Genomic DNA, 18,496 nt, shown 5'->3' with positions numbered 1-18,496 from the left:
TGTATTTTTCAACAGGTTATTCAGAAAGGCCAAAATACAACTTTGTGAGTTGAGTCTCATCCATCTTATCAATCGCCTGATATTTGATCTCACCTTCAGTACCACCTTTCAGTATGGACTGATTTTCCCGGGGGGCATTCGCAGGAGTGCTTGGTGTCTCGGCTTTTCTCATCGAAACGTCTCCTTCCACCTTCACCTTGCCAATCACTTCCAGTCCTTCAAACGTACCGAAATACTCCGTGAAGAAACCCTGTTCGTCACTTCCCATCTGGGCCCGTGCGGAGAACTTTGCAACAGCGGTGATGCTTGCCTGTGCGCCTCCCTGTACAGATACAAAGACATAATCTTTCCGTACCTCTATCTTGATCTCAATCTTTGCACTGAACTCCAGCGCTCCCGTAAAGGTGATGGCAGGTTTCCCATTTACCGCCCGGTCTTCTCCGTTAAACGAATTTTCAAGCGTAAGTGTATTCAGGAAGCCCTGTAACTTTCCGCCAACAGTTCCTTTCACTCGGAATTCTACAACAATCTTGCTGCCATCGCCAATCAGGTGCATGGCCAGATCCACCGCGGCAATTACGGCCAGGGCAATCGGGTGCAGACGTTGCACAAGTGCCAGGAAGTCAAAGTAGGCCTCCAGCCCGATCAGCGGACTTGCTTCAAGGTGCCCGGACAACATCACCCCCGTAAGGTTCTGCAGGTCGTCGCGCTGATTGGAACGCGTATTTACGCGCTGCCACTTAAAGGTAGCATTGAGTTCCGGCCATACAATGTCAAATCCTACAAGATCGCGCTTAAGGGAAGTAGCCCTTTCTGTAAGACTTCTCAATCGCGTCACCGCTTCGCGATAGTCCGTGGAATTGCTGTTATGATTTCTCATGTTGTCGCGCTCCATCTGCAGCTCAGCCTGCACACGCTCTTCCTCCTGCCGACGCAGCAGCGCTGTATTTTGCTCATTGCCAAAACGCTGGCGCGCCTCTTCAAGACGCATCTGTGCCTCAGCATCCGGACGTCGGTTTTCAGTATCTTCTGAGTTGTGTTCTCCAAACATCAGCCCGGTGACCATCTCGCCCATCTTCTTCACCGTCTTCAATTTCTCGAAAATGCTATCCTTCAGATCGGCGGTCACATCAAACTTCTCTCCGCCGTTCCAGCTGGATTTGAGGGAGAAATCAAAAGACCAGTCCAGCCCCTTGAACTTGTCCCTTACCGGGCGGCGCGGCGCAGGTGCATAGCCAGTGTAATTCGGTTTCTCCTTAGCGCCGGAAACCTTAAATTGAAAGACCATCTCCCATGCCACATCAGGGTAAGGATAAATCATCACATTAAGCCGGTGCCTGCAAGTACTGGCCTGGACGATGTATGGACTGCCCTGTACATTTTTACCGATCCAAAAATACCGGAGAATCCAGGGCAGCCTCAAACTCTTGCCGAAAAGCGAGATGACCACAGGATCCTTCTTATAGATGTGGCGTGCATTAAATTCAATCACACTATCCGTTTGCTGGCTGATTTCCAGTGGCAGGGCAGCATGTCCTATATTTTGCGTAGTTGATGCCTGAACACCAAAAAGACCGAAATTACCTCCCCCCTGTCCGCTCCAGTCGCTTTTACCACCGGTAGACTTAGGGTTGTTGATGTCAACAGTACTCTCCGGATAATCAATCAGTTTCAGTACTCTGCCCTTATGTTTGTTTCCGGGTTGCTCAGAACAATCGGACTCCAGGGTTTGCAGCTGATGGAGAGTCAGCTTGATCTTTTGCAGACCCGAAGTTTCACCGGTTACGACCTCAAAAGGACGCAGGGTACGATGTGTGCCGCCCTGCTGGAAGAGTGTGATCACCTTCATCTCATCTTTCAGCGTCTGCTCATTTTTTTCGGGGATACTAAGCTCAATCGCGGTATATTTGCATGGCTTGAAAGCTGCAATATCTGTCGGGATCTGGTCCACAACCACAGGATTATTACCTGTTTTTGTCAAAGGACTATCTTCTTTCTGTTCGCTCTGCACATTGATAAACACATCACTGAAAGATTCTTTATCCGGTTTGGAGGGAATCTGCACTTCAGGAAATATCTTCAGCCGTTCCCCACCCTGTTCGATCCATCCCTTTTCAATGAGGACGTTTAAGATCGTTTTCTGAACATAGTGTTTGCTGGCCTGCTGTCCGTCGCCACTTGGGCTAAGCGGAGAAGCCACCCTAAGCTGCATATCCTTCTCGTCCGGCAGCATCTCGTAAACGCGGACCTCGGATGTGAAATAAGCTACAGGAGCACCATACTGACGATTGTTATCGATCATCAGGAGGTCGTTCGCCGTGGCAACATCCCTGTCCATGAGGTTGACCAGTACATCATGCCCATAAAGGCCCTGTGTATACACGTGCAGCTGCACACTCTGGTTAAATTTCTTCAGGTTGCCGTTGATGATCCTGCCGTCGTTATTTTCACTATACTCACGCCATACAGCCGAGAGGATCTTCGGTACCCCCCGGGCGGCGATAAAATAGCCATTTGGCAATTTATTGATGGGTCCCTGTTCCGGATAAAAAGGTTCAATCCACGCCAGACCGCCGCCTTCCAATGCAGGCGGGTAGGTAAGGTTAAGGATGTGTCCATTTAAGCCAGTATTCCTGTCGGCGCTACTGAAGGTACGTTCGCTCATCGTATTCCAGATCCAAAAGAAGTCTTTCAGCGGATCCGGAGGAGGTGGCGCCGGCGTCGCTGGTTTGGCTGGAGCAGTACGCCCTGCAGGTCTTTTACCCCTTACTGTAAGCACAATCTCATTGGGGTCTGCAACACCATCCTCTTCCCCTATGGCTTCGATGGTGAAAGAACCACCACGGTTGAGCATGATCAGATGATTAGAAGTATTCAAGCTGCCCACGGAGGCAGGAACGGTTACTTTAACTTCCTTAATTTTACGCATAAATATAATTGCTAGGCGACCGGCAGACTGAAGCTTCCAGTATAATCGTCAATTTTTTTAATATTCAACATCGGGTTGAGAAAGGCCGATGATTCCTCTTCTGCCTTTTTTGCCTGGGCATTCCCCATGGCTGCCGTCTGCCCGTGAAAAGTGAATTCCACACAGGCCGAACCTGCCACCGCACAGGTGGCCTTGCTTTTCTCGAGTAAAATTTGTCCCCCGTTATCGAGTACTACATTTTCGTAGAAACCCTCCCATTTGGTAATGGCAGGCTTACAGGGATTGTTGTTCGACTTCTTACAGCTCCCGAAAGTTTTGGCTTTAAAGGGCTGTCCCAGGTCTTTTGTATTGCCAAGCGGCTTTTCTGCCCCCTGCTCATCATTGATAAAATGTTTCTTTTGCGAATCTACCTTGAGCTCATCCGGAGTCGTCCCGAACTTACACAAGCAAATTGCCCCCTGGCAAACCAAATGCTGTTCACTCATATCCTCAAAAATTTAAAAATGAAAAGAATCCTTTTTTGCTGTTCTGCACCGTTTCTGTCTCCATCAACCTTGACTCAGCACCTTGCCGCAGGTTCGTCACACCAGTATCCTTCAGCTGCCTGCCAACATCATGGAGTCTACCCCCCTCCGTATTCTGACCGTCCTTTTCAACGTTCTGCGAATTATCATTTGATGCCTTGTCTTTTTCTTTAAGATGATAAATCTGCAGCCTTACTTCATGCAGCTCGTCCATCAAACGAAGATGGTACGATCCCGTTACTGAAGCGATGGTACCATCTGCACTGTAAAAATCATAGTTCAGATTTGCCGCCCCCGTCACGGGAGTGGCTGTGCCCGATAATGCATCGGCTACCGCTACAGGTCGTTTTTTGTGCAGATCTTCGGCGCTTCTGTCATCCACATATGTCCCGCTGAACTGCACACGAAAAGTACCGTTATCAGTTGGGCTGAAGTCGGTTTGATAATCCAGACGATAATCCTGCGCTCTGGTAAACGGGAGCACCGGAATTCCACGCCTGGTTTCACCAGCCCCCCAGCGCCTGGACAGCTCATAAGCGTCAGAGAAATAGACAGCAATAAACTGATCACTTAAAATACTGTTTAGCAGCCTGCTATTGTCATTCAGCGCTTTGTCCATCTCGGCAATAACACTCATGGGAAGCGCACCTTTATAGTATCTTTCCAGTTCAGGCTTTACATCGATCCAGCGTTGAAGGATTTCTTTTTTATTGTTCACCCCTTTAAAGTCGCCCATCGGGCCGGTGATTACCTGCAGGGGATAGATCACCTGGCCACAGCTGGCATTCAGCTGATCGATAAGCATTTCGGGCATACTGTTATTGATATACAGTGGCCCCCTATTCAATTGATATATATAATAATAGTCAGCGAGTTTCTGATCGCAGCTTAGCGCTGCCTCAAAATGAATGCTGGTTTCTTTTCCCCCTTTTATGATCTCAAATAAGACACCATAAACGCGATGCAACCCCAGAGGATTCAGCGCGGGAGCTAGCCCATTTGTCGGCGTTGGATCTGACTGCATCTGCATGACCATTAGAAGAGTTTGTTCTTTTCAACACTTTTTGACACCACCGATTTTCCAGAAAACAGGGTCAGATTTTCAGCTTTACTATTGATGTTGACATGATCGGCAGTTTTGTCAACTTTCTTTGCATTGACGACATAATTGTTGGTTGCCTCCGACTTAATGTTGTCCGCAAACAGCTCATATTGCTTCCCTACATTGATTTTATTGCCTTGCGTCACCTGAGTGATCATGTTGCGGTTGACGTTTACGGTCATATCTTCCTGGACATTGATGTTCAGATTTTTCGCATTGAAGGTCATGGTCTCCAGAGCAGTCACCGTAATGTTATTCCCTTTGGTATCGATGTGTATTTTGTTGCTGTTGTGGTCGCGGATGGTAATCCCCTGTGTTTCTTGGTCATCGTCAAACTCAATGAGGTGACCACTGCGCGTGGTGATGCTCTTCAGGTGGTTTTGCTCATATCCACCCGCCGCTGTACGCCCATGAAACACGCTACCCATCACAAATGGACGATTGGGGTCATTGTACCGGAAGCCAAGGATCACCTGGTCGCCAATTTCGGGCACAAATACGTAGCCCCTATTCTGACTGATCAGGTCGCTGCTGCCACCATCCGGCGTCAGCACGCGGATCCAATCGGTCATGTCATTGTGTTGTTGCCATAACATCTGTACACGCACGCGACCTTTATTCTCAGGATCGAGGTTTTCTTTAACTGTAGCTACCTGAGCTTCCGCAATTGGCGTCAGATAGGGAGTGCTGGGTATGACGGATGTATCTGCAGGAACTCCTTTAAAAGTATTTTTATAACGGGACAGGCCGTCGATCTCATGGGTTATTTCGGTGATGAGGTATTTGTCAAGCGACTGCTGATTGAAGCTCGCCAGCCCCTCTCTTATGGACACCTGAATGTCTGCAATGCTGCCAATGGCAAGTGCTGCAACAGTACTTTCACCATGAACATCCGTTAGTCCGGCGGCGATACCTGCCTGGCGGCTATTACCCAAGGTATCCAGTTGCTGTTTATTGATGGTCCTGGGCTTAACAGGCAAGTTGGAGCTAGAGCTGAATACCTCTTTAGAGCGCGAGATGGCCGTATCAATGTAGCTGTTGCTCATGCTATTGCTGCCTTCCGCTTTGCCATCGAGTAAATCATCCGTTGAAGACTGATAGCTGTAATTGGAGAACTGCATCGGCAATACCCTCACCGCGGAATTGAGGACAGAAAGGTTCCTTCCAAGTGTGAGTTCCACTTCAGGAAGTTTGTCCGGCTTACCGAAGCAAAGGTTAACACCGTCATAGTAAAACCATTCTCCATACTCAAATGAGAGCCGGTTGATGAAACCAAAGTCGCTTTCCTTAAACTGTGTCTGATACCCAATCTGATCCTGGTAACTTGCTTTGGCACTCAGCTCACACTGCCCCTGCATACATTTCTCAGCTACCTTTTTAACGATTTCATCGAGTTTCTTCTCATTGAATGACTGCAGTTTGGGTCCTGACTCAAGCACAATGGAAGTAGAAAAACCTTTAACAATGATATTGGAACGCAAACCATGCTGTTGTGACAGGCTCACTTCGCATACAATCCCACGGAAGTTATTCTGACCGGAATTGAAGCTTGCTGTGAATACAGCACCAATCCAACGCTGGGCTTCACCGAGTTTGATGTTCCCACTGGCTTCAATTACATCGTAATTGATCGAAAGTTCGAATTCATGGTGGCTGTTGAATTTTTGAATCAGTTTAAAGTTGTTAAAATGAATAATTGGGGTTCCATCGACCTCCAGCTCTATAACAGTTTTCAATTCCATGGTCTGGCGTTAGTTTTATTTGCTTTATTTTAGATCACGATCCCATCATCCGAACTAATTTCCATAATAGAAATCAAATTTAATTTTCAAGGCTTGATCAGGTTTACCAATACCGTACAAAAACAATAACCAGGCCATAAAAGCAATTAAAATCTCCGGGAACGAAACCGAACCGACCAAACTTTAATCCGTATTGAACAGCAAAAACTACAAGCACAAAACTGACTGATAATCAAGCATATTCATAAATACATTTTTCATTGCAATTTAATATTCGCTTGTAAACGAGATGAATATGGATGTTAATGCCGATTGTCTTTTATGTAGCGATGATCCACAAAAACATACAATGTTGGACAACAGTATCAACAGCTGTGCTGTTTTAGCAAACCGAAATTAATGCGTCATCCATTTTTCTGGACATGAGCAGTTCTGTATTTTCCATTACCGCAAGTGACCCCTGATAATGTCGTTTTAGCCCCTGTTGGATTTCATTTATTACCATCATCTTTGATAAAGATCGCGTGGAGCAGTAACCACCAAAAAAAACGGGCAATACCGAAGGCCAGAATCAGGAACATAAAAACGCTATACGATGTCAGAAAACAAAGTAACCTTACACCGAGTAATCAAAACCTCTCCGGAAAAGTTATACCGTGCATTTACCGAGCCTGTAGCCCTCGCCTGGTGGATGCCTCCCTACGGGTTTCTAGGTACGGTACATCATATGGATGTACAAGTAGGCGGAACGTTTAAAATGTCATTTCAGAACTTCACAACCGGGAGCAGCAATTCCTTCGGCGGCGAATATCTGGAGGTGAAGCCAAATGAACTGCTTAAATTCACGGATAAATTTGATGATCCGAATCTCCCAGGAACGATGGTCAATACCATCCGCTTAAAAAAGACGTTTGTGGGAACGGAATTGGAAATCCTGCAGGAAAACATACCTGCTATCATACCGATCGAGATGTGTTACCTGGGTTGGCAGGAGTCATTGGAAAAGCTCATCAAACTGGTTGAACCTGAAATACCAGACCAGGGGTAGCAGTTTTGGCTGAAGTGCCTCAAAAGATCAGACACGCTTTTGAGGCACTTATCTTCCTAAGATCAGCAAGTACTCATTTAATTCTCTTCATATTTTTTTAATTGTCTTCATATTTTTCAAACTCCGCTTTTGTGACCTTCTGCCCCATTACGAAGTAACTTTCGAAAAGCAGCGTGCCATCCGGTTTATACATTCTGGAAATTCCATGTTTCTTATCATTTTTGAAGGTAGATTCCATATTCTTTTTACCCATCATATAAGAGATACTCAAACCACTTTTTAAATCGTCCACGTAATTCGTCTCAGTGATCACCTGACCATCAGGACCATAAGTTTTTGATACGCCATTCCTTTGATTGTTTTCGTAACTGCTTTCTGTCGAAAGCCTGTCGCCCGCATAGGTTAAAAACAAACCATGCTTTTTACCGTCCTTATATTCAGACTTGTTGACCAATTTACCGCCATTATACATTTCGCTGATTCCATTTTGTCGGCCGCCTTTGTATTCCTGACGTAACCATATCTGACCGCTGCCTTCATAGTTCTCCTTTAAACCATCTCTGACACCTCTGCGATAGTGTAACTTACACTCCAGGTTTCCTCCATTGGTATACCAAAACGCCTCTCCGGTAATCATGCCCTTATTAATGTCATACAGTGCAAAGCTTTTTTCATCCAGGGGGATTTTATATTTACCCTGTAGCGGCTTTCCATTCAGGCTGAGCACGAGCTGCGTGCTGTCGGCAGTATAGGTTTTAACCAGATGTTTCCATTGGATCTCTTCAGGTAGCTGAGCATAGGCTACTGAGGAAAAAAGCTGCATCAATATCACTGCTGCAAGTTGAGGTAGGGATTTCATAAGCGTCATAGGTTTGGACTATTTTAATCATGTGTAAACTTCGACCAAAATAGGCAAATACTTCATTAGGTTTGATGTTAATTAGTATCTGCCGCTCATCAGGGATAATTTGCTGACTGAAATATCTTATCTGATTAAATATAATGGCCAATATATAAATTGACAGGCCATATAAGACATGAAAATCCGGATAATCAACTCCATGAGGCAGATAAAAACTGAGGGATTGCAAATAGCAAAAGCGCTATCATTAGTGGATAAAGAAAACTATGTTTGATCTATAAGAATGTTTTAAATTATTATAAGGGACCACTGATTTTCATTTTAACTGATGACGCGTAAAAAAAGACATCTGATTATATACCTCATTACTTCGGTTTTATTGTTGGCAAATTTAACTGCTGATGCTAAATTTCAAACCAGCATGGCAGGCTACTGGGGAGATCGGGCGCTCTTTTGGCTGTGGCTTTTTCTTACAATTTTCAATCTAATTGTTTTTTGGAAAAATCGGATCACCAAAATATACCTGGGCCTCCTGTTCACAGGTTTGATATTGAGTATCCTGCCTATGATGATTCCCTTTTTTGCAATGATACTTTCCGCAACTGGCAAGGGTTTATTGTTTAAGACGCAGATTACCCCTCAATATCGTGTTCAAATCATCAATTATAGCATTATGAGCCGCCCACATATCGAAATCATTGAAAATAAGGGCTTGCTCGAACACAGAATTGCCAGAACAAATGCTGAAATACTCAGCACCAATAATAATTATCTGGAAGTTAATGAGCTAACTGGTGCCAGGCTGATTACAGAAACGGATAACACCATTATAATTGAGTTTTTGGGCGATAAATTACGGGTACAGATGGTGATCCTAAAAGCCCAATAGTCTAACCACAATAATGATAATCTACAATCTGAATAAGGATGATGAACGAGACAGAAAAAGGCAAAAAATGGCCACTAAAAACCAGGGTAGCTTTTCAGGTTTTTGAATCTTATGATTTCACAGACACCGATTTCAACAGTGCAATTTTTGAACAGCTGACTTTTAAAAAATGTATTTTCAAAAGATCAAAACTGAGCGGCACCAGGCTTTTTTATAACGCACAGTTTGAGGACTGTGCATTCATAGACTTAAACTTGTCGAACACGACATTGGGAAGCAACAACGCTAAATATGCAAACTGCAGTTTCGAAAAATGTATTTTCAAAGGAAAGGAATTTGATGACACTGAATTTATAGATTGCATATTCACAAAGATGACCTTCAGCAAAATAAACTTTAATGGCAGCACCTTCAAAAATTGTGAAATTTCTGGAAAGCTTGATGATGTTTCATTCAATGGAATGTATAATATCAATCCATCAAAAGATGCCTGCCTGAACAATGTGGATTTTTCAGGTTCAACCTTTGGCAGGTATGTAACTTTTTACAATTGTGACCTCTCCTCCTGCATCCCTCCCGAAGGTGAAAATTTTGATCAGTTACTTTACCAGATTTACAGCAACAATTCCGGAATTTTAAGCACTGGTGATGAAGATAAAATTGTATTGATAAAACGATAATCACCAGATTATTCTGACTGATTCAACTGATCTAATTCTTCAATCAGATCATATTTTTTTGGTAGAATCATACGAAAACGAACTCATATCAAAAGCAGTTTCAGATTGGCGAAATATGGTCACAAAGATATTAAATTCACTGCCCTCTGCAGTAAGCTGATAAAAACCAGCACAGGGCAGTCATATACCGTACTTAGAACCGACAAGAAATCCTTTTACGCATTAAACGTAAATTGACGAAATACAGCGTGTAAAAACTTGCATAAAAAATCATAAACAATTAAATTACAACAACTTAAACAAAAGGCATGTAAATTGAATTATTGGAACCGTCATTCTATATCTGCAGCAATTCACCTATAGATGTACCAGCTTGTGAAAAAGAATCAAATCATATTTAATAACTTCTAAAAATCAAACTATGAGTACTATTAAAGTAAAAGACGGCACAGAAATCTACTACAAAGACTGGGGTACAGGACAACCAATTGTTTTTCATCATGGATGGCCATTATCAAGCGACGATTGGGATGCCCAGATGATGTTTTTCTTAAAACAAGGGTACCGCGTAATTGCTCACGACCGCCGTGGTCACGGAAAATCGAGCCCGGCTGCAAGCGGACACGATATTGAAACTTATGCTGCCGATGTCGCTGAGTTAACAGCAGCATTGGACCTAAAGGATGCCATACACATTGGACATTCTACCGGCGGTGGTGAGGTGATCAGGTATGTTTCAAAAAATCAGGACCGCGTGGCCAAGGCGGTGTTGATCAGCGCCATTACTCCGGTAATGATCAAAAGCGACAGCAATCCGGAGGGCGTACCACTATCCATTTTTGATGAAATACGTCAGGGTACTGGCTTCACAAGGGCACAGTATTACTACGACTTTCCTGTAGCATTTTACGGTTGGAACCGCGAGGGAAAAACCGTTAACGAGGGAATCAGGCACAACTGGTGGCGTCAGGGCATGACCGGTTCTGTACTGGCTCATTACGAAGGAATTAAAGCCTTTTCTGAGACAGACACTACTGAAGATCTTAAATCGGTTAACGTGCCAGTTCTTGTTTTGCATGGGGAAGACGACCAGATTGTGCCATACGGTCAGGCGCCAAAAGCAGCAGCATTATTGCCTGACGGAAAACTGATCTCTTATCCAGGCTTCCCTCATGGAATGCCAACTACTGAGGCTGAAACCATCAACAAAGACATCCTGGAGTTCATTAAATCCTAAAATCAGGATTCAGATGATCATAGATAAGGCTTGACCTGTCCAGTTCAAACAGACTAATGATTAAGAATGGGTCTGGTATTTTCCAGACCCATTCTTAATTATTACGCCCTAACAGCTCCGCCATCAACAGACCATTCCGTTGGTGTCTTGCCAAATTTCTTTTTGAAGGCATTTGAGAAATGAGATAGGCTTTCAAATCCAAGGTCAAGATAGATTGACGATGATTTTTTATTTTTCTCCAGCAGATGACGCGCTTCAGAAAGCCGCTTTTCCTGCAGCCATTGTCTTGGGGAAAGCGCAAAGACCTTCTGGAAGTCACGCTTAAATGCCGCCAGACTTCTGCCGGTCAGCTGCGCAAATTTTTCGACAGGTACATTGAAGTGAAAATTGCTGATCATGAACTTCTCCAGATCAATCTTATGAGGTTCAGAGAAATCAAACAAAAACCCGCGCAGCTCAGGCATACTGTACAGTAACAGCTGCACCACTTCCCTTACCTTCAGCAAGCCCATCGCATTGGTAATCTTTTCATCCGGGTGATGCACATAAGGAATTACTGATTGAAAAAAACCACTTAGAAACTCATTTTCAGGTATCAGGAGATTAGGTGCCCCGGTATATCGTTGTCCCATCTCTACCTGCTGCTCCAATGCAATCTGCCTCAGCAGATCCTCTTTCAGCACAATGACAATGGTTTGGTAATTGTCTTCCTCCAGGGGCATTTTGGTGAGCTCAACCAGCTGATTCTTTCGGATCAACATCATTTCTCCCGACCGCATAGACATTTTGTAGTCGGCAGTCTCCATTGTAAAAAGGCCCGAAACCTGTAACACCAGTGTCGTATGTTCAAAAAAACCAACTTTTTCTTTTCTCATCGTGGAGAGATAAGAGTAAAAAAGCACTCCAGGGATGATTTCTTTTGGATTGATCATTACGTAAAGATATAAAAATTACGGGCCTTGTAAGACATTCGCTATCGTTGCAGGTAGGTACCGCCGAGGATTGACCCCGGGGCAAAATGAGTATTTAAGGCATCCATTTCCTCTGCGCTGAAAACGATTTCCATCGCCTGCGTGTTTTCCGGCAATCTGGACCTGCGGCTCATGCTGACCAATGGCATGATATGGTCGCCTTGCCCATTCACCCAGGCAATTGCCAGTTGAGTTGGTGTAAATCCTTTATCTTTTGCTATTCTCTTCAGCACTTCAACTTTCTCCAGGTTCTTTACGAGGTTATCGCCTTGGAAACGGGAGAAATGCAGATGGTAATCGTCCGCCGCTAAGGGAGCTTTCATCTCACCTGTCAGCAGTCCCTCTGCAGTATTGGCAAAGGCAACCACACCGATCCCCAGTTCTTTGGCAGCAGGAAGCAGATCACTTTCAATCTGGCGGTCAGCAAGGGAGTAACCAATTTCCAATGCCGTCACGGGATGGATACTATTGGCCAGGCGCAGCTGATCGGCAGTGATTTCTGATACACCAAGGTGACGAACTTTTCCTTCTTTGATCAGATCGGCAACCGTTCCAATGACGTCTTCAACTGGAACACTACTGTCCATCCTGCAAGGCTGATAAAGATCGATGGTGTCAATTCCCAGCCGCACCAACGAGTAGTTGATGAAGTTTTTGATAGCTATAGGACGGAGATCCAACCCTATCCACTGACCATTGTAGAAGATGGCACCAAACTTAACACTGATGAAAGCATCATCCCTTCTCCCCTTGATCGCTTTACCCACGAGCAATTCGTTGTGCCCACTGCCGTAGAAGTCGCCGGTATTCAAAAAGTTTATCCCGTTGTCCAATGCCGCCTGGATGGTGGCAATACTCTCGTGCTCATCATTTGTCTGTCCTCCCCAAACGGACGACATGCGCATACAGCCCAGTCCGAGCTTCGAAACGAGTGGCCCATTTTTACCCAAAGGCATTTTTGTTATTGTTGTCATAGCTAATATCTGTTAGTTAACCGTTCAAAGGTCAGGTTTTGAACAAGACGATGCTTTTCCGTCCGGCTCAATTAACTTGCCTGTATGGCTCAACATTACGCTTTTAGCTACTCGTATTTCAATGCATCAACAGGATTTGCCTTTGCGGCACGATATGCCTGCAGGCTGACGGTAATCAGGGTAATCATAATGGAAACCACAACCGCGATGACAAAAGGCCATACGGTAATCGACGTCCGGAATGCGAAACCATTGAGCCAGTTTCTGGACAAAATATAGGCTACAGGTATAGCAATCACATTTGCAGAGAGCACCAACACCAAAAAGCCACCATTGATCAATTTCAGGATTTCGCTCGTATCAGCTCCCAAAACCTTTCTTACCCCAATTTCACGGGTACGTTCCTGAACTGTAAAAGACGCTAAGGCGAAAAGGCCTATAATCGCCAGTGCAATAGTGACATAAGTGAAGATGTTGAATATTTTATCCAGGCGGATATATTGTACGTAGATCTGCTCGAAAGTCTGGTCCAGCCAGTTAAACTGAAAAGGAAAAGGCTCTATGGATTCCCAGGTCGCTTTTATCTGAGCAATGGTCTGCTGCACATTATTGCTTTCGATCTTTACGACTACATGATTGGCTCCATTAGTGCCCTTACTTTCGATCATAAACGCAGTAGGATCTGTATTCTTTTCCATACCACTCTGAACCTGGTCTTTCACTACACCCACAATGGTGCGGTTGTCAATCCATTTGTGACCAATCAGTTTTTGCAAACCATACTTCTTAACCGCAGCCTCATTCACCACCACGGCGGTACTGTCGGTACCAAATTGAACTGAGGGCATCCTGCCAAATTTGGGAGCAATTCCCATGACTTCAAAATAATCAAAATCGACAGTTACCACACTCAGGTCTTCAACAGCCTGACCATCAAATTCCCTTCCTATTATCTGAATATCATTGGAACCCGGAAAGTAGTTCACCCTGCTTACAGATTTCACACCCGGTATATTTGTAAGTCGTGCCTTGATCTGTGCGAAATTGGCTCTGGTTTCCTGTTTCCTGATTTTGAAAATTGCCACATGTTCCCTGTCAAAGCCAACATCTTTATTTTTCATATAGTTGACCTGCTGCTTGATGATCAGGAGACATACGATGAATACTGTAGCCACCAAAAACTGAATAGAAATGAGGGTTTTACGCCACCATAAGCTCAGGTTGCTCCTGGAAAAGTTCCCCTTCAGCACTTTTATCGGATCATAGTTAGCCAGGAAAAAAGCGGTATATCCACCCGAGAAGAATATCACCAGCAGTAACGCGCCGAGTACTTCAACTGTAAGCATAGCAGGAAAAGAATAACTGAACAAGGCCAGGTTAAGGTCCATCACGGTATTTAATGCTGGTAAAGCAATTTCTGCAATGACAAGTGCGAGCAGTAAGGAAACGATACATTGAAGGGCTGTTTCCGTAAGAAAGTAGGTCGCGAGACTTCCTCTTCCTGCTCCCATCACCTTTCTGATCCCCGTTTCCTTTGCTCTTTTTATCGACTTCGCAATTGATAAGTTGGTGAAGTTGATACAGGCAATCACTAACAGCAATGCCGAAAATAAAACAAGGATGGTTACTGTTTTTGCATTACCCCTTTTTGCGGGATCCTGCACCGCCGCAGCCTGAAGATAGATGTCTTTTACCGGTGTAAGCGTGATCTTGATGTCTTTGATCCAGGGATTGTCTTTTGTAATTGGCAGATGAACTAGTGCCCGATTGATTTTTTCGCTGAGCAATGCCAGATCGGTCCCTTTTTTAACTTTGATGTAACTGTAAAAATTGCCATTGTTCCATCCATCGCCCTGGGAAGACATCTTGACAAAACCATCATGATCCAGGTGTTCAGGAGTTTCGGGCTGTTCATATACACCACTGACGATATAGGTCTTTTTGCCGTTCATCACCAGCGACTTGCCCACAGGGTTCTGTTTACCAAAATACAACTCAGCGATGTTACTCGACAATACAATGTCATCAGCGGAGATCAGCATCCTCTTCGGGTCACCATATAAAAATTTGTAAGGAAAAGCAGCAAACCAACTACTATCAACTCCCATGATGTGATCGACATAAAATTCTTTACCTCCGTATGTCAGGAGGCGCTGATGGAGGTCCCAGGTATAATACCTCGCAAAAGACTCAATCTCCGGAGCAGCATTTTTCAATGCAGGGGCAAGCTCACCAGGATTGGAGGCATACTCCTCCTGACCTGCACCCGCCTTTACGCCTATCCTATAAACCTGATCCGCATCGGGGTTCCAGGTATCGTAGCTATATTCATGGTTGGCATACAGCAGGATCAGGATGAACCCGGCAAAACCTACTGCCAATCCGAAAATATTAAGGGCAGCATAACCTTTACTCTTCCATAGATTTCTGAGCGCGATTTTAAGATTGAGTTGAAACATGAGATCATTCAATTTAACATATAAATAATGGTTGATGCGAAGGATGTGCCATTTGTCTAAAACACCGTAAACGCCCAAAAATCAACAAATAGATTTAATTTCTAATGATATTGTGCGCGAATACGAACAGTTACTGAACGAATTCGGACATCTAAGTAACCTGACGCAAGGCACAAATGCAGTACGACCTTCGGACACGCTTTAAGATTAACCGGGCCTCTCCAAGGGGTAAACCGGGCCTCTACCCGGGGTCGACCTGGTAAAATGCAGGCCTCAGACCCCGATTTTACCAGGTCAACCCCGGGTTAACCCCCGGTTTAGGCCGGGTGGAGACCAGGTCAATCTGCTTCCGTGTGTAGCCCGTGTACGACGATCGGGCGAGCCATATAGAGAAGGTTAAATTCCTTTGATAAGTCCCCTGACTTTATTACTTTGGTCCCACATCTGTAAACGTTTTAAGAATACAGAATTATCTATACCAGCCGATCCCAAATTTCAATCCAGATGGACAGAAAGAAAAAGAAACAAGCCTCAACCAAGTCTGCAGCCAATGTGGAACAACAGCGTAAGGCACTAAAACAAAGATTCCTGGATCGCACGATAAATATCATCATGCGTGTCGGAGGCGAGGTGTTGCTGAATAAGTTCACCCCTATTTTTCTGGAAAAACTTTATGAAGTGCGTTATCCGGTATTAAAAGCCAAATCCGCACCCGGTGCCAACATACCTAAGCCAAAGATCATCCAGTTTAACAAATTGCTGTTGAAGCTGATTGAGGAGGTGGAGCTCGAGTTGCCAAATGGCAATAAAATTCCGCTTAGCTGGTACCTTTCTGAAGGAATGACATTATCAGCATGTATCGGTGAATTTGATATTTCCAACGGTCCCAGGTTCGAAGAAATAAAAGAGGCTTTCTCTTTCTGTTCTTATGACAGTGAGTTTCATCGGTACCTTCAGCAAATACTGGGAGAACTTACAACAGATGCATGTGGGTTTCTGAGTGACTATGAAGATCATATTTATAATGCTGATGTTTCGATGACACCCTATTTTGCAAAATTCAACCCAGATAATGACATCATCATATATGCCCATAAGCCAGAGGTAGAGGATATTGAAGTCACCAATGGAAAACGCAAGGTGATACGCATGGGATGGCTTACTCCAGACTTCGAATGGGAACATTTTGCTGTAAAATCGTCATTGTTGGGTTTTGAGCGCAAAGGTCTGGATATTCCATTGGAATTGTACTTTACCACACATACACTCAAAAGATTACAAGAAAGGATAAATATCGTCCCTGGCATTATGCATCGGATACTACTCCTAATCTTCATGCAGCCTCAGATACCTCATCATTGGAAACGCAACTATAGTCTGGTTGAGTACCGGGTGTCAGATCAAAAAGTTGGATATCTGGTAGTAAAATTACATGGGACTAAACTGGTAGTTCATACTTTTCTATTTTTAACCAATAATGATACGCCTGAAGGTGAAAAACTTGGACGTCTTTTAGGGATCGTAAAGGAAGATAAAAAATACATGGAAATAGATACACTTCCGGACTTCAATTCCTATCATTTTGAAAAAAATGAAAAACTCAACCAGTTGTTTAAAGATGCTGGTTGTGGACCTTTGCTAAAGTTGGGCCATCTGAAGGAATTCGCAACCAAAGAAACTGCAGATAAGGATTCGGAATCCATAGAGAGATATTTAGATGCCGCTGTAAATTTCAGGGAACGATATTATTCTGATACCACCAATTTTTCATAGTCATTATCCAATAAAGAAAAAGCAATATGCCCTTTTCATGATAAAGTGCGGAGGTTGACAAGGTACCCCTCGCCCTTTAAGACATATTCAGCCGGCTTTTCTATGGTTTTTGTATAGCCCTATACCTTACACAGGCCATCTGAACACCTTGTGAATACCTTGTCAACCCCTTGTGAGAAGCGAACAAGACCCGAACAAGTGGCGAACAAATACCGAAAACCACATGCCTGCTTTTTATTGCGCGAAATACATTGATTTATGCTATACTTTGCTTAAATGTCTGCCTGAATTCAAGCGGGGATAGACTAGTTTTACTTTTAAAGAACCTGGTGAACGACTGTGGATGTTCGAAACCAAGTTTATAGGCAATTTCACTGGCAGATAAACTGGTAGTTGACAAGATTTCTTTTGCTTTCAATGTCAGTTTTTCATGAATGTGCTGCTGTGCATTAAGTCCTGTTAAGGAACGCAGCATATCACTGAGATAACTTGATGAGAGGTTCAGCTGATCGGCGAGATAGCTGACAGAAGGCAGTCCTGATGTTAAGGTTTTTTCCTGATTGAAGTAATCTTCCAGCAGGTCTTCCAGCTTTTGCAGGAGGTCATTATTTACAACTTTTCGGGTAAGGAACTGTCGCTTGTAAAAGCGATTGGCATAGTTCAACAAGAGTTCGATCTGGGCGACGACAACATCCTGGCTGAAATCATCAATCCGGCTGTTAAGTTCCATTGCGATCATTTCAAAGATCGACATGATGGTTGCCTTTTCATCCTCGGATAAGTGTAAAGCCTCATTGGTCGAATAGGAGAAAAAGCCATACTGCCTGATCTTTTTAGCCAGAGGAAAATTCCAGAAAAAATCCGGATGAATGACCAGGGTGTATTCCGAACATACACCACCCGACTCTTCTTCACTACCGATAACCTGGTTTGGAGAGGCAAATAACAAACCACCTTCGTCAAAATCGTAATACCCTTGCCCGTATTTAATCTTTCCGCTTAACTTCGGCTTATAAGAGATTTTATAAAAGCTCAATACATGAGATTTACGCATCATGTTTAGCTGGACGTCATTATGCGGACTATTGATGAGACTGATCAACGGATGTTTTGGCTGTGGGAAACCCATAGCGCGGTGGGCGTCAGACAATGATTCAAATCTTATGGGGCTTTGCTCTTCTTTTTTCATGTCCAGTTTTCCTGAATTCCTATGTTCCTTAGTTCCAGTGTTATTAAATTTCAACTTTTTAAAAATGATAACCGATTTCAGATTAAAGATCGGTTATCATTTTGTTGGAATCAAGAT

General features: G+C 44.0%; 14 protein-coding genes. 5 read left to right on the top strand and 9 right to left on the bottom strand.

Annotated features, from left to right (window positions below):
• Positions 1 to 16: 16 nt before the first annotated feature.
• From PBAL39_RS02625 to PBAL39_RS02610, 4 genes are read right to left on the bottom strand one after another with little or no spacing between them, the layout of a single operon-like run.
• Positions 17 to 2,929, bottom strand: coding sequence for a hypothetical protein (locus PBAL39_RS02625; protein WP_008237999.1), 2,913 nt, complete (start codon positions 2,927 to 2,929; stop codon positions 17 to 19).
• 11 nt (positions 2,930 to 2,940) lie between these two features.
• Positions 2,941 to 3,414, bottom strand: coding sequence for a DUF4280 domain-containing protein (locus PBAL39_RS02620; RefSeq protein WP_039866004.1), 474 nt, complete (start codon positions 3,412 to 3,414; stop codon positions 2,941 to 2,943).
• 4 nt (positions 3,415 to 3,418) lie between these two features.
• Complete coding sequence (locus PBAL39_RS02615) at positions 3,419 to 4,477, bottom strand: hypothetical protein (RefSeq protein WP_157273874.1); 1,059 nt, start codon at positions 4,475 to 4,477, stop codon at positions 3,419 to 3,421.
• 11 nt (positions 4,478 to 4,488) lie between these two features.
• Positions 4,489 to 6,297 (bottom strand): type VI secretion system Vgr family protein, encoded by a 1,809-nt coding sequence (locus tag PBAL39_RS02610; RefSeq protein WP_008237995.1) that lies wholly within the window; start codon positions 6,295 to 6,297, stop codon positions 4,489 to 4,491.
• Positions 6,298 to 6,892: 595 nt separating this feature from the next.
• Between PBAL39_RS02610 and PBAL39_RS02605 the strand changes: the two genes are divergently transcribed.
• Positions 6,893 to 7,345 (top strand): SRPBCC family protein, encoded by a 453-nt coding sequence (locus PBAL39_RS02605; protein ID WP_008237989.1) that lies wholly within the window; start codon positions 6,893 to 6,895, stop codon positions 7,343 to 7,345.
• A 97-nt stretch (positions 7,346 to 7,442) separates the two neighbouring features.
• Here PBAL39_RS02605 and PBAL39_RS02600 read toward each other — a convergent pair whose 3' ends face one another.
• A complete protein-coding gene (locus PBAL39_RS02600; RefSeq protein ID WP_039866002.1) occupies positions 7,443 to 8,204 on the bottom strand; it encodes a hypothetical protein in 762 nt (253 codons plus the stop codon).
• Between the two features lie 331 nt (positions 8,205 to 8,535).
• Between PBAL39_RS02600 and PBAL39_RS02595 the strand changes: the two genes are divergently transcribed.
• The 3 genes from PBAL39_RS02595 (at position 8,536) to PBAL39_RS02585 (ending at position 11,013) form a co-directional block, all read left to right on the top strand.
• A complete protein-coding gene (locus PBAL39_RS02595) occupies positions 8,536 to 9,096 on the top strand; it encodes a hypothetical protein (RefSeq protein WP_008237985.1) in 561 nt (186 codons plus the stop codon).
• Between the two features lie 38 nt (positions 9,097 to 9,134).
• A complete protein-coding gene (locus tag PBAL39_RS02590; RefSeq protein WP_008237982.1) occupies positions 9,135 to 9,776 on the top strand; it encodes a pentapeptide repeat-containing protein in 642 nt (213 codons plus the stop codon).
• A 421-nt stretch (positions 9,777 to 10,197) separates the two neighbouring features.
• Positions 10,198 to 11,013 (top strand): alpha/beta fold hydrolase, encoded by an 816-nt coding sequence (locus PBAL39_RS02585; protein WP_008237980.1) that lies wholly within the window; start codon positions 10,198 to 10,200, stop codon positions 11,011 to 11,013.
• A 101-nt stretch (positions 11,014 to 11,114) separates the two neighbouring features.
• On the opposite strand, the gene PBAL39_RS02580 is transcribed toward PBAL39_RS02585, so the two are convergent.
• The 3 genes from PBAL39_RS02580 to PBAL39_RS02570 all read right to left on the bottom strand — a co-directional run bounded on the left by PBAL39_RS02580 (position 11,115) and on the right by PBAL39_RS02570 (position 15,417).
• Positions 11,115 to 11,945, bottom strand: coding sequence for an AraC family transcriptional regulator (locus PBAL39_RS02580; protein WP_008237979.1), 831 nt, complete (start codon positions 11,943 to 11,945; stop codon positions 11,115 to 11,117).
• Positions 11,946 to 11,986: 41 nt separating this feature from the next.
• On the bottom strand, positions 11,987 to 12,958 hold the full coding sequence (locus PBAL39_RS02575) for an aldo/keto reductase (RefSeq protein ID WP_039866001.1): 972 nt from the start codon (positions 12,956 to 12,958) through the stop codon (positions 11,987 to 11,989).
• Between the two features lie 107 nt (positions 12,959 to 13,065).
• Entirely contained in the window at positions 13,066 to 15,417 is a 2,352-nt protein-coding gene (locus tag PBAL39_RS02570; RefSeq protein WP_157273872.1) for an ABC transporter permease, read from the bottom strand.
• Between the two features lie 504 nt (positions 15,418 to 15,921).
• Between PBAL39_RS02570 and PBAL39_RS02565 the strand changes: the two genes are divergently transcribed.
• A complete protein-coding gene (locus PBAL39_RS02565) occupies positions 15,922 to 17,190 on the top strand; it encodes a hypothetical protein (RefSeq protein WP_008237958.1) in 1,269 nt (422 codons plus the stop codon).
• A gap of 256 nt (positions 17,191 to 17,446) precedes the next feature.
• On the opposite strand, the gene PBAL39_RS02560 is transcribed toward PBAL39_RS02565, so the two are convergent.
• A complete protein-coding gene (locus PBAL39_RS02560) occupies positions 17,447 to 18,379 on the bottom strand; it encodes an AraC family transcriptional regulator (protein ID WP_039866046.1) in 933 nt (310 codons plus the stop codon).
• Positions 18,380 to 18,496 lie beyond the last annotated feature (117 nt).

Source organism: Pedobacter sp. BAL39 (assembly GCF_000170795.1).
Lineage (GTDB): Bacteria > Bacteroidota > Bacteroidia > Sphingobacteriales > Sphingobacteriaceae > Pedobacter.
Note: the sequence above shows the minus strand (reverse complement) of the source record. Positions and strands in the feature narration are given on the sequence as shown.

Excerpts from the sequence above, each read along its gene's own strand:
- PBAL39_RS02610 (WP_008237995.1), bottom strand. The coding sequence starts at position 6,297 with ATGGAATTGAAAACTGTTATAGAGCTGGAGGTCGATGGAACCCCAATT.
- PBAL39_RS02615 (WP_157273874.1), bottom strand. The coding sequence starts at position 4,477 with ATGCAGTCAGATCCAACGCCGACAAATGGGCTAGCTCCCGCGCTGAAT.
- PBAL39_RS02580 (WP_008237979.1), bottom strand. The coding sequence starts at position 11,945 with ATGATCAATCCAAAAGAAATCATCCCTGGAGTGCTTTTTTACTCTTAT.
- PBAL39_RS02575 (WP_039866001.1), bottom strand. The coding sequence starts at position 12,958 with ATGACAACAATAACAAAAATGCCTTTGGGTAAAAATGGGCCACTCGTT.
- PBAL39_RS02585 (WP_008237980.1), top strand. The coding sequence starts at position 10,198 with ATGAGTACTATTAAAGTAAAAGACGGCACAGAAATCTACTACAAAGAC.
- PBAL39_RS02625 (WP_008237999.1), bottom strand. The coding sequence starts at position 2,929 with ATGCGTAAAATTAAGGAAGTTAAAGTAACCGTTCCTGCCTCCGTGGGC.
- PBAL39_RS02565 (WP_008237958.1), top strand. The coding sequence starts at position 15,922 with ATGGACAGAAAGAAAAAGAAACAAGCCTCAACCAAGTCTGCAGCCAAT.
- PBAL39_RS02570 (WP_157273872.1), bottom strand. The coding sequence starts at position 15,417 with ATGTTTCAACTCAATCTTAAAATCGCGCTCAGAAATCTATGGAAGAGT.
- PBAL39_RS02560 (WP_039866046.1), bottom strand. The coding sequence starts at position 18,379 with ATGAAAAAAGAAGAGCAAAGCCCCATAAGATTTGAATCATTGTCTGAC.
- PBAL39_RS02600 (WP_039866002.1), bottom strand. The coding sequence starts at position 8,204 with ATGAAATCCCTACCTCAACTTGCAGCAGTGATATTGATGCAGCTTTTT.
- PBAL39_RS02590 (WP_008237982.1), top strand. The coding sequence starts at position 9,135 with ATGATGAACGAGACAGAAAAAGGCAAAAAATGGCCACTAAAAACCAGG.
- PBAL39_RS02620 (WP_039866004.1), bottom strand. The coding sequence starts at position 3,414 with ATGAGTGAACAGCATTTGGTTTGCCAGGGGGCAATTTGCTTGTGTAAG.
- PBAL39_RS02595 (WP_008237985.1), top strand. The coding sequence starts at position 8,536 with ATGACGCGTAAAAAAAGACATCTGATTATATACCTCATTACTTCGGTT.
- PBAL39_RS02605 (WP_008237989.1), top strand. The coding sequence starts at position 6,893 with ATGTCAGAAAACAAAGTAACCTTACACCGAGTAATCAAAACCTCTCCG.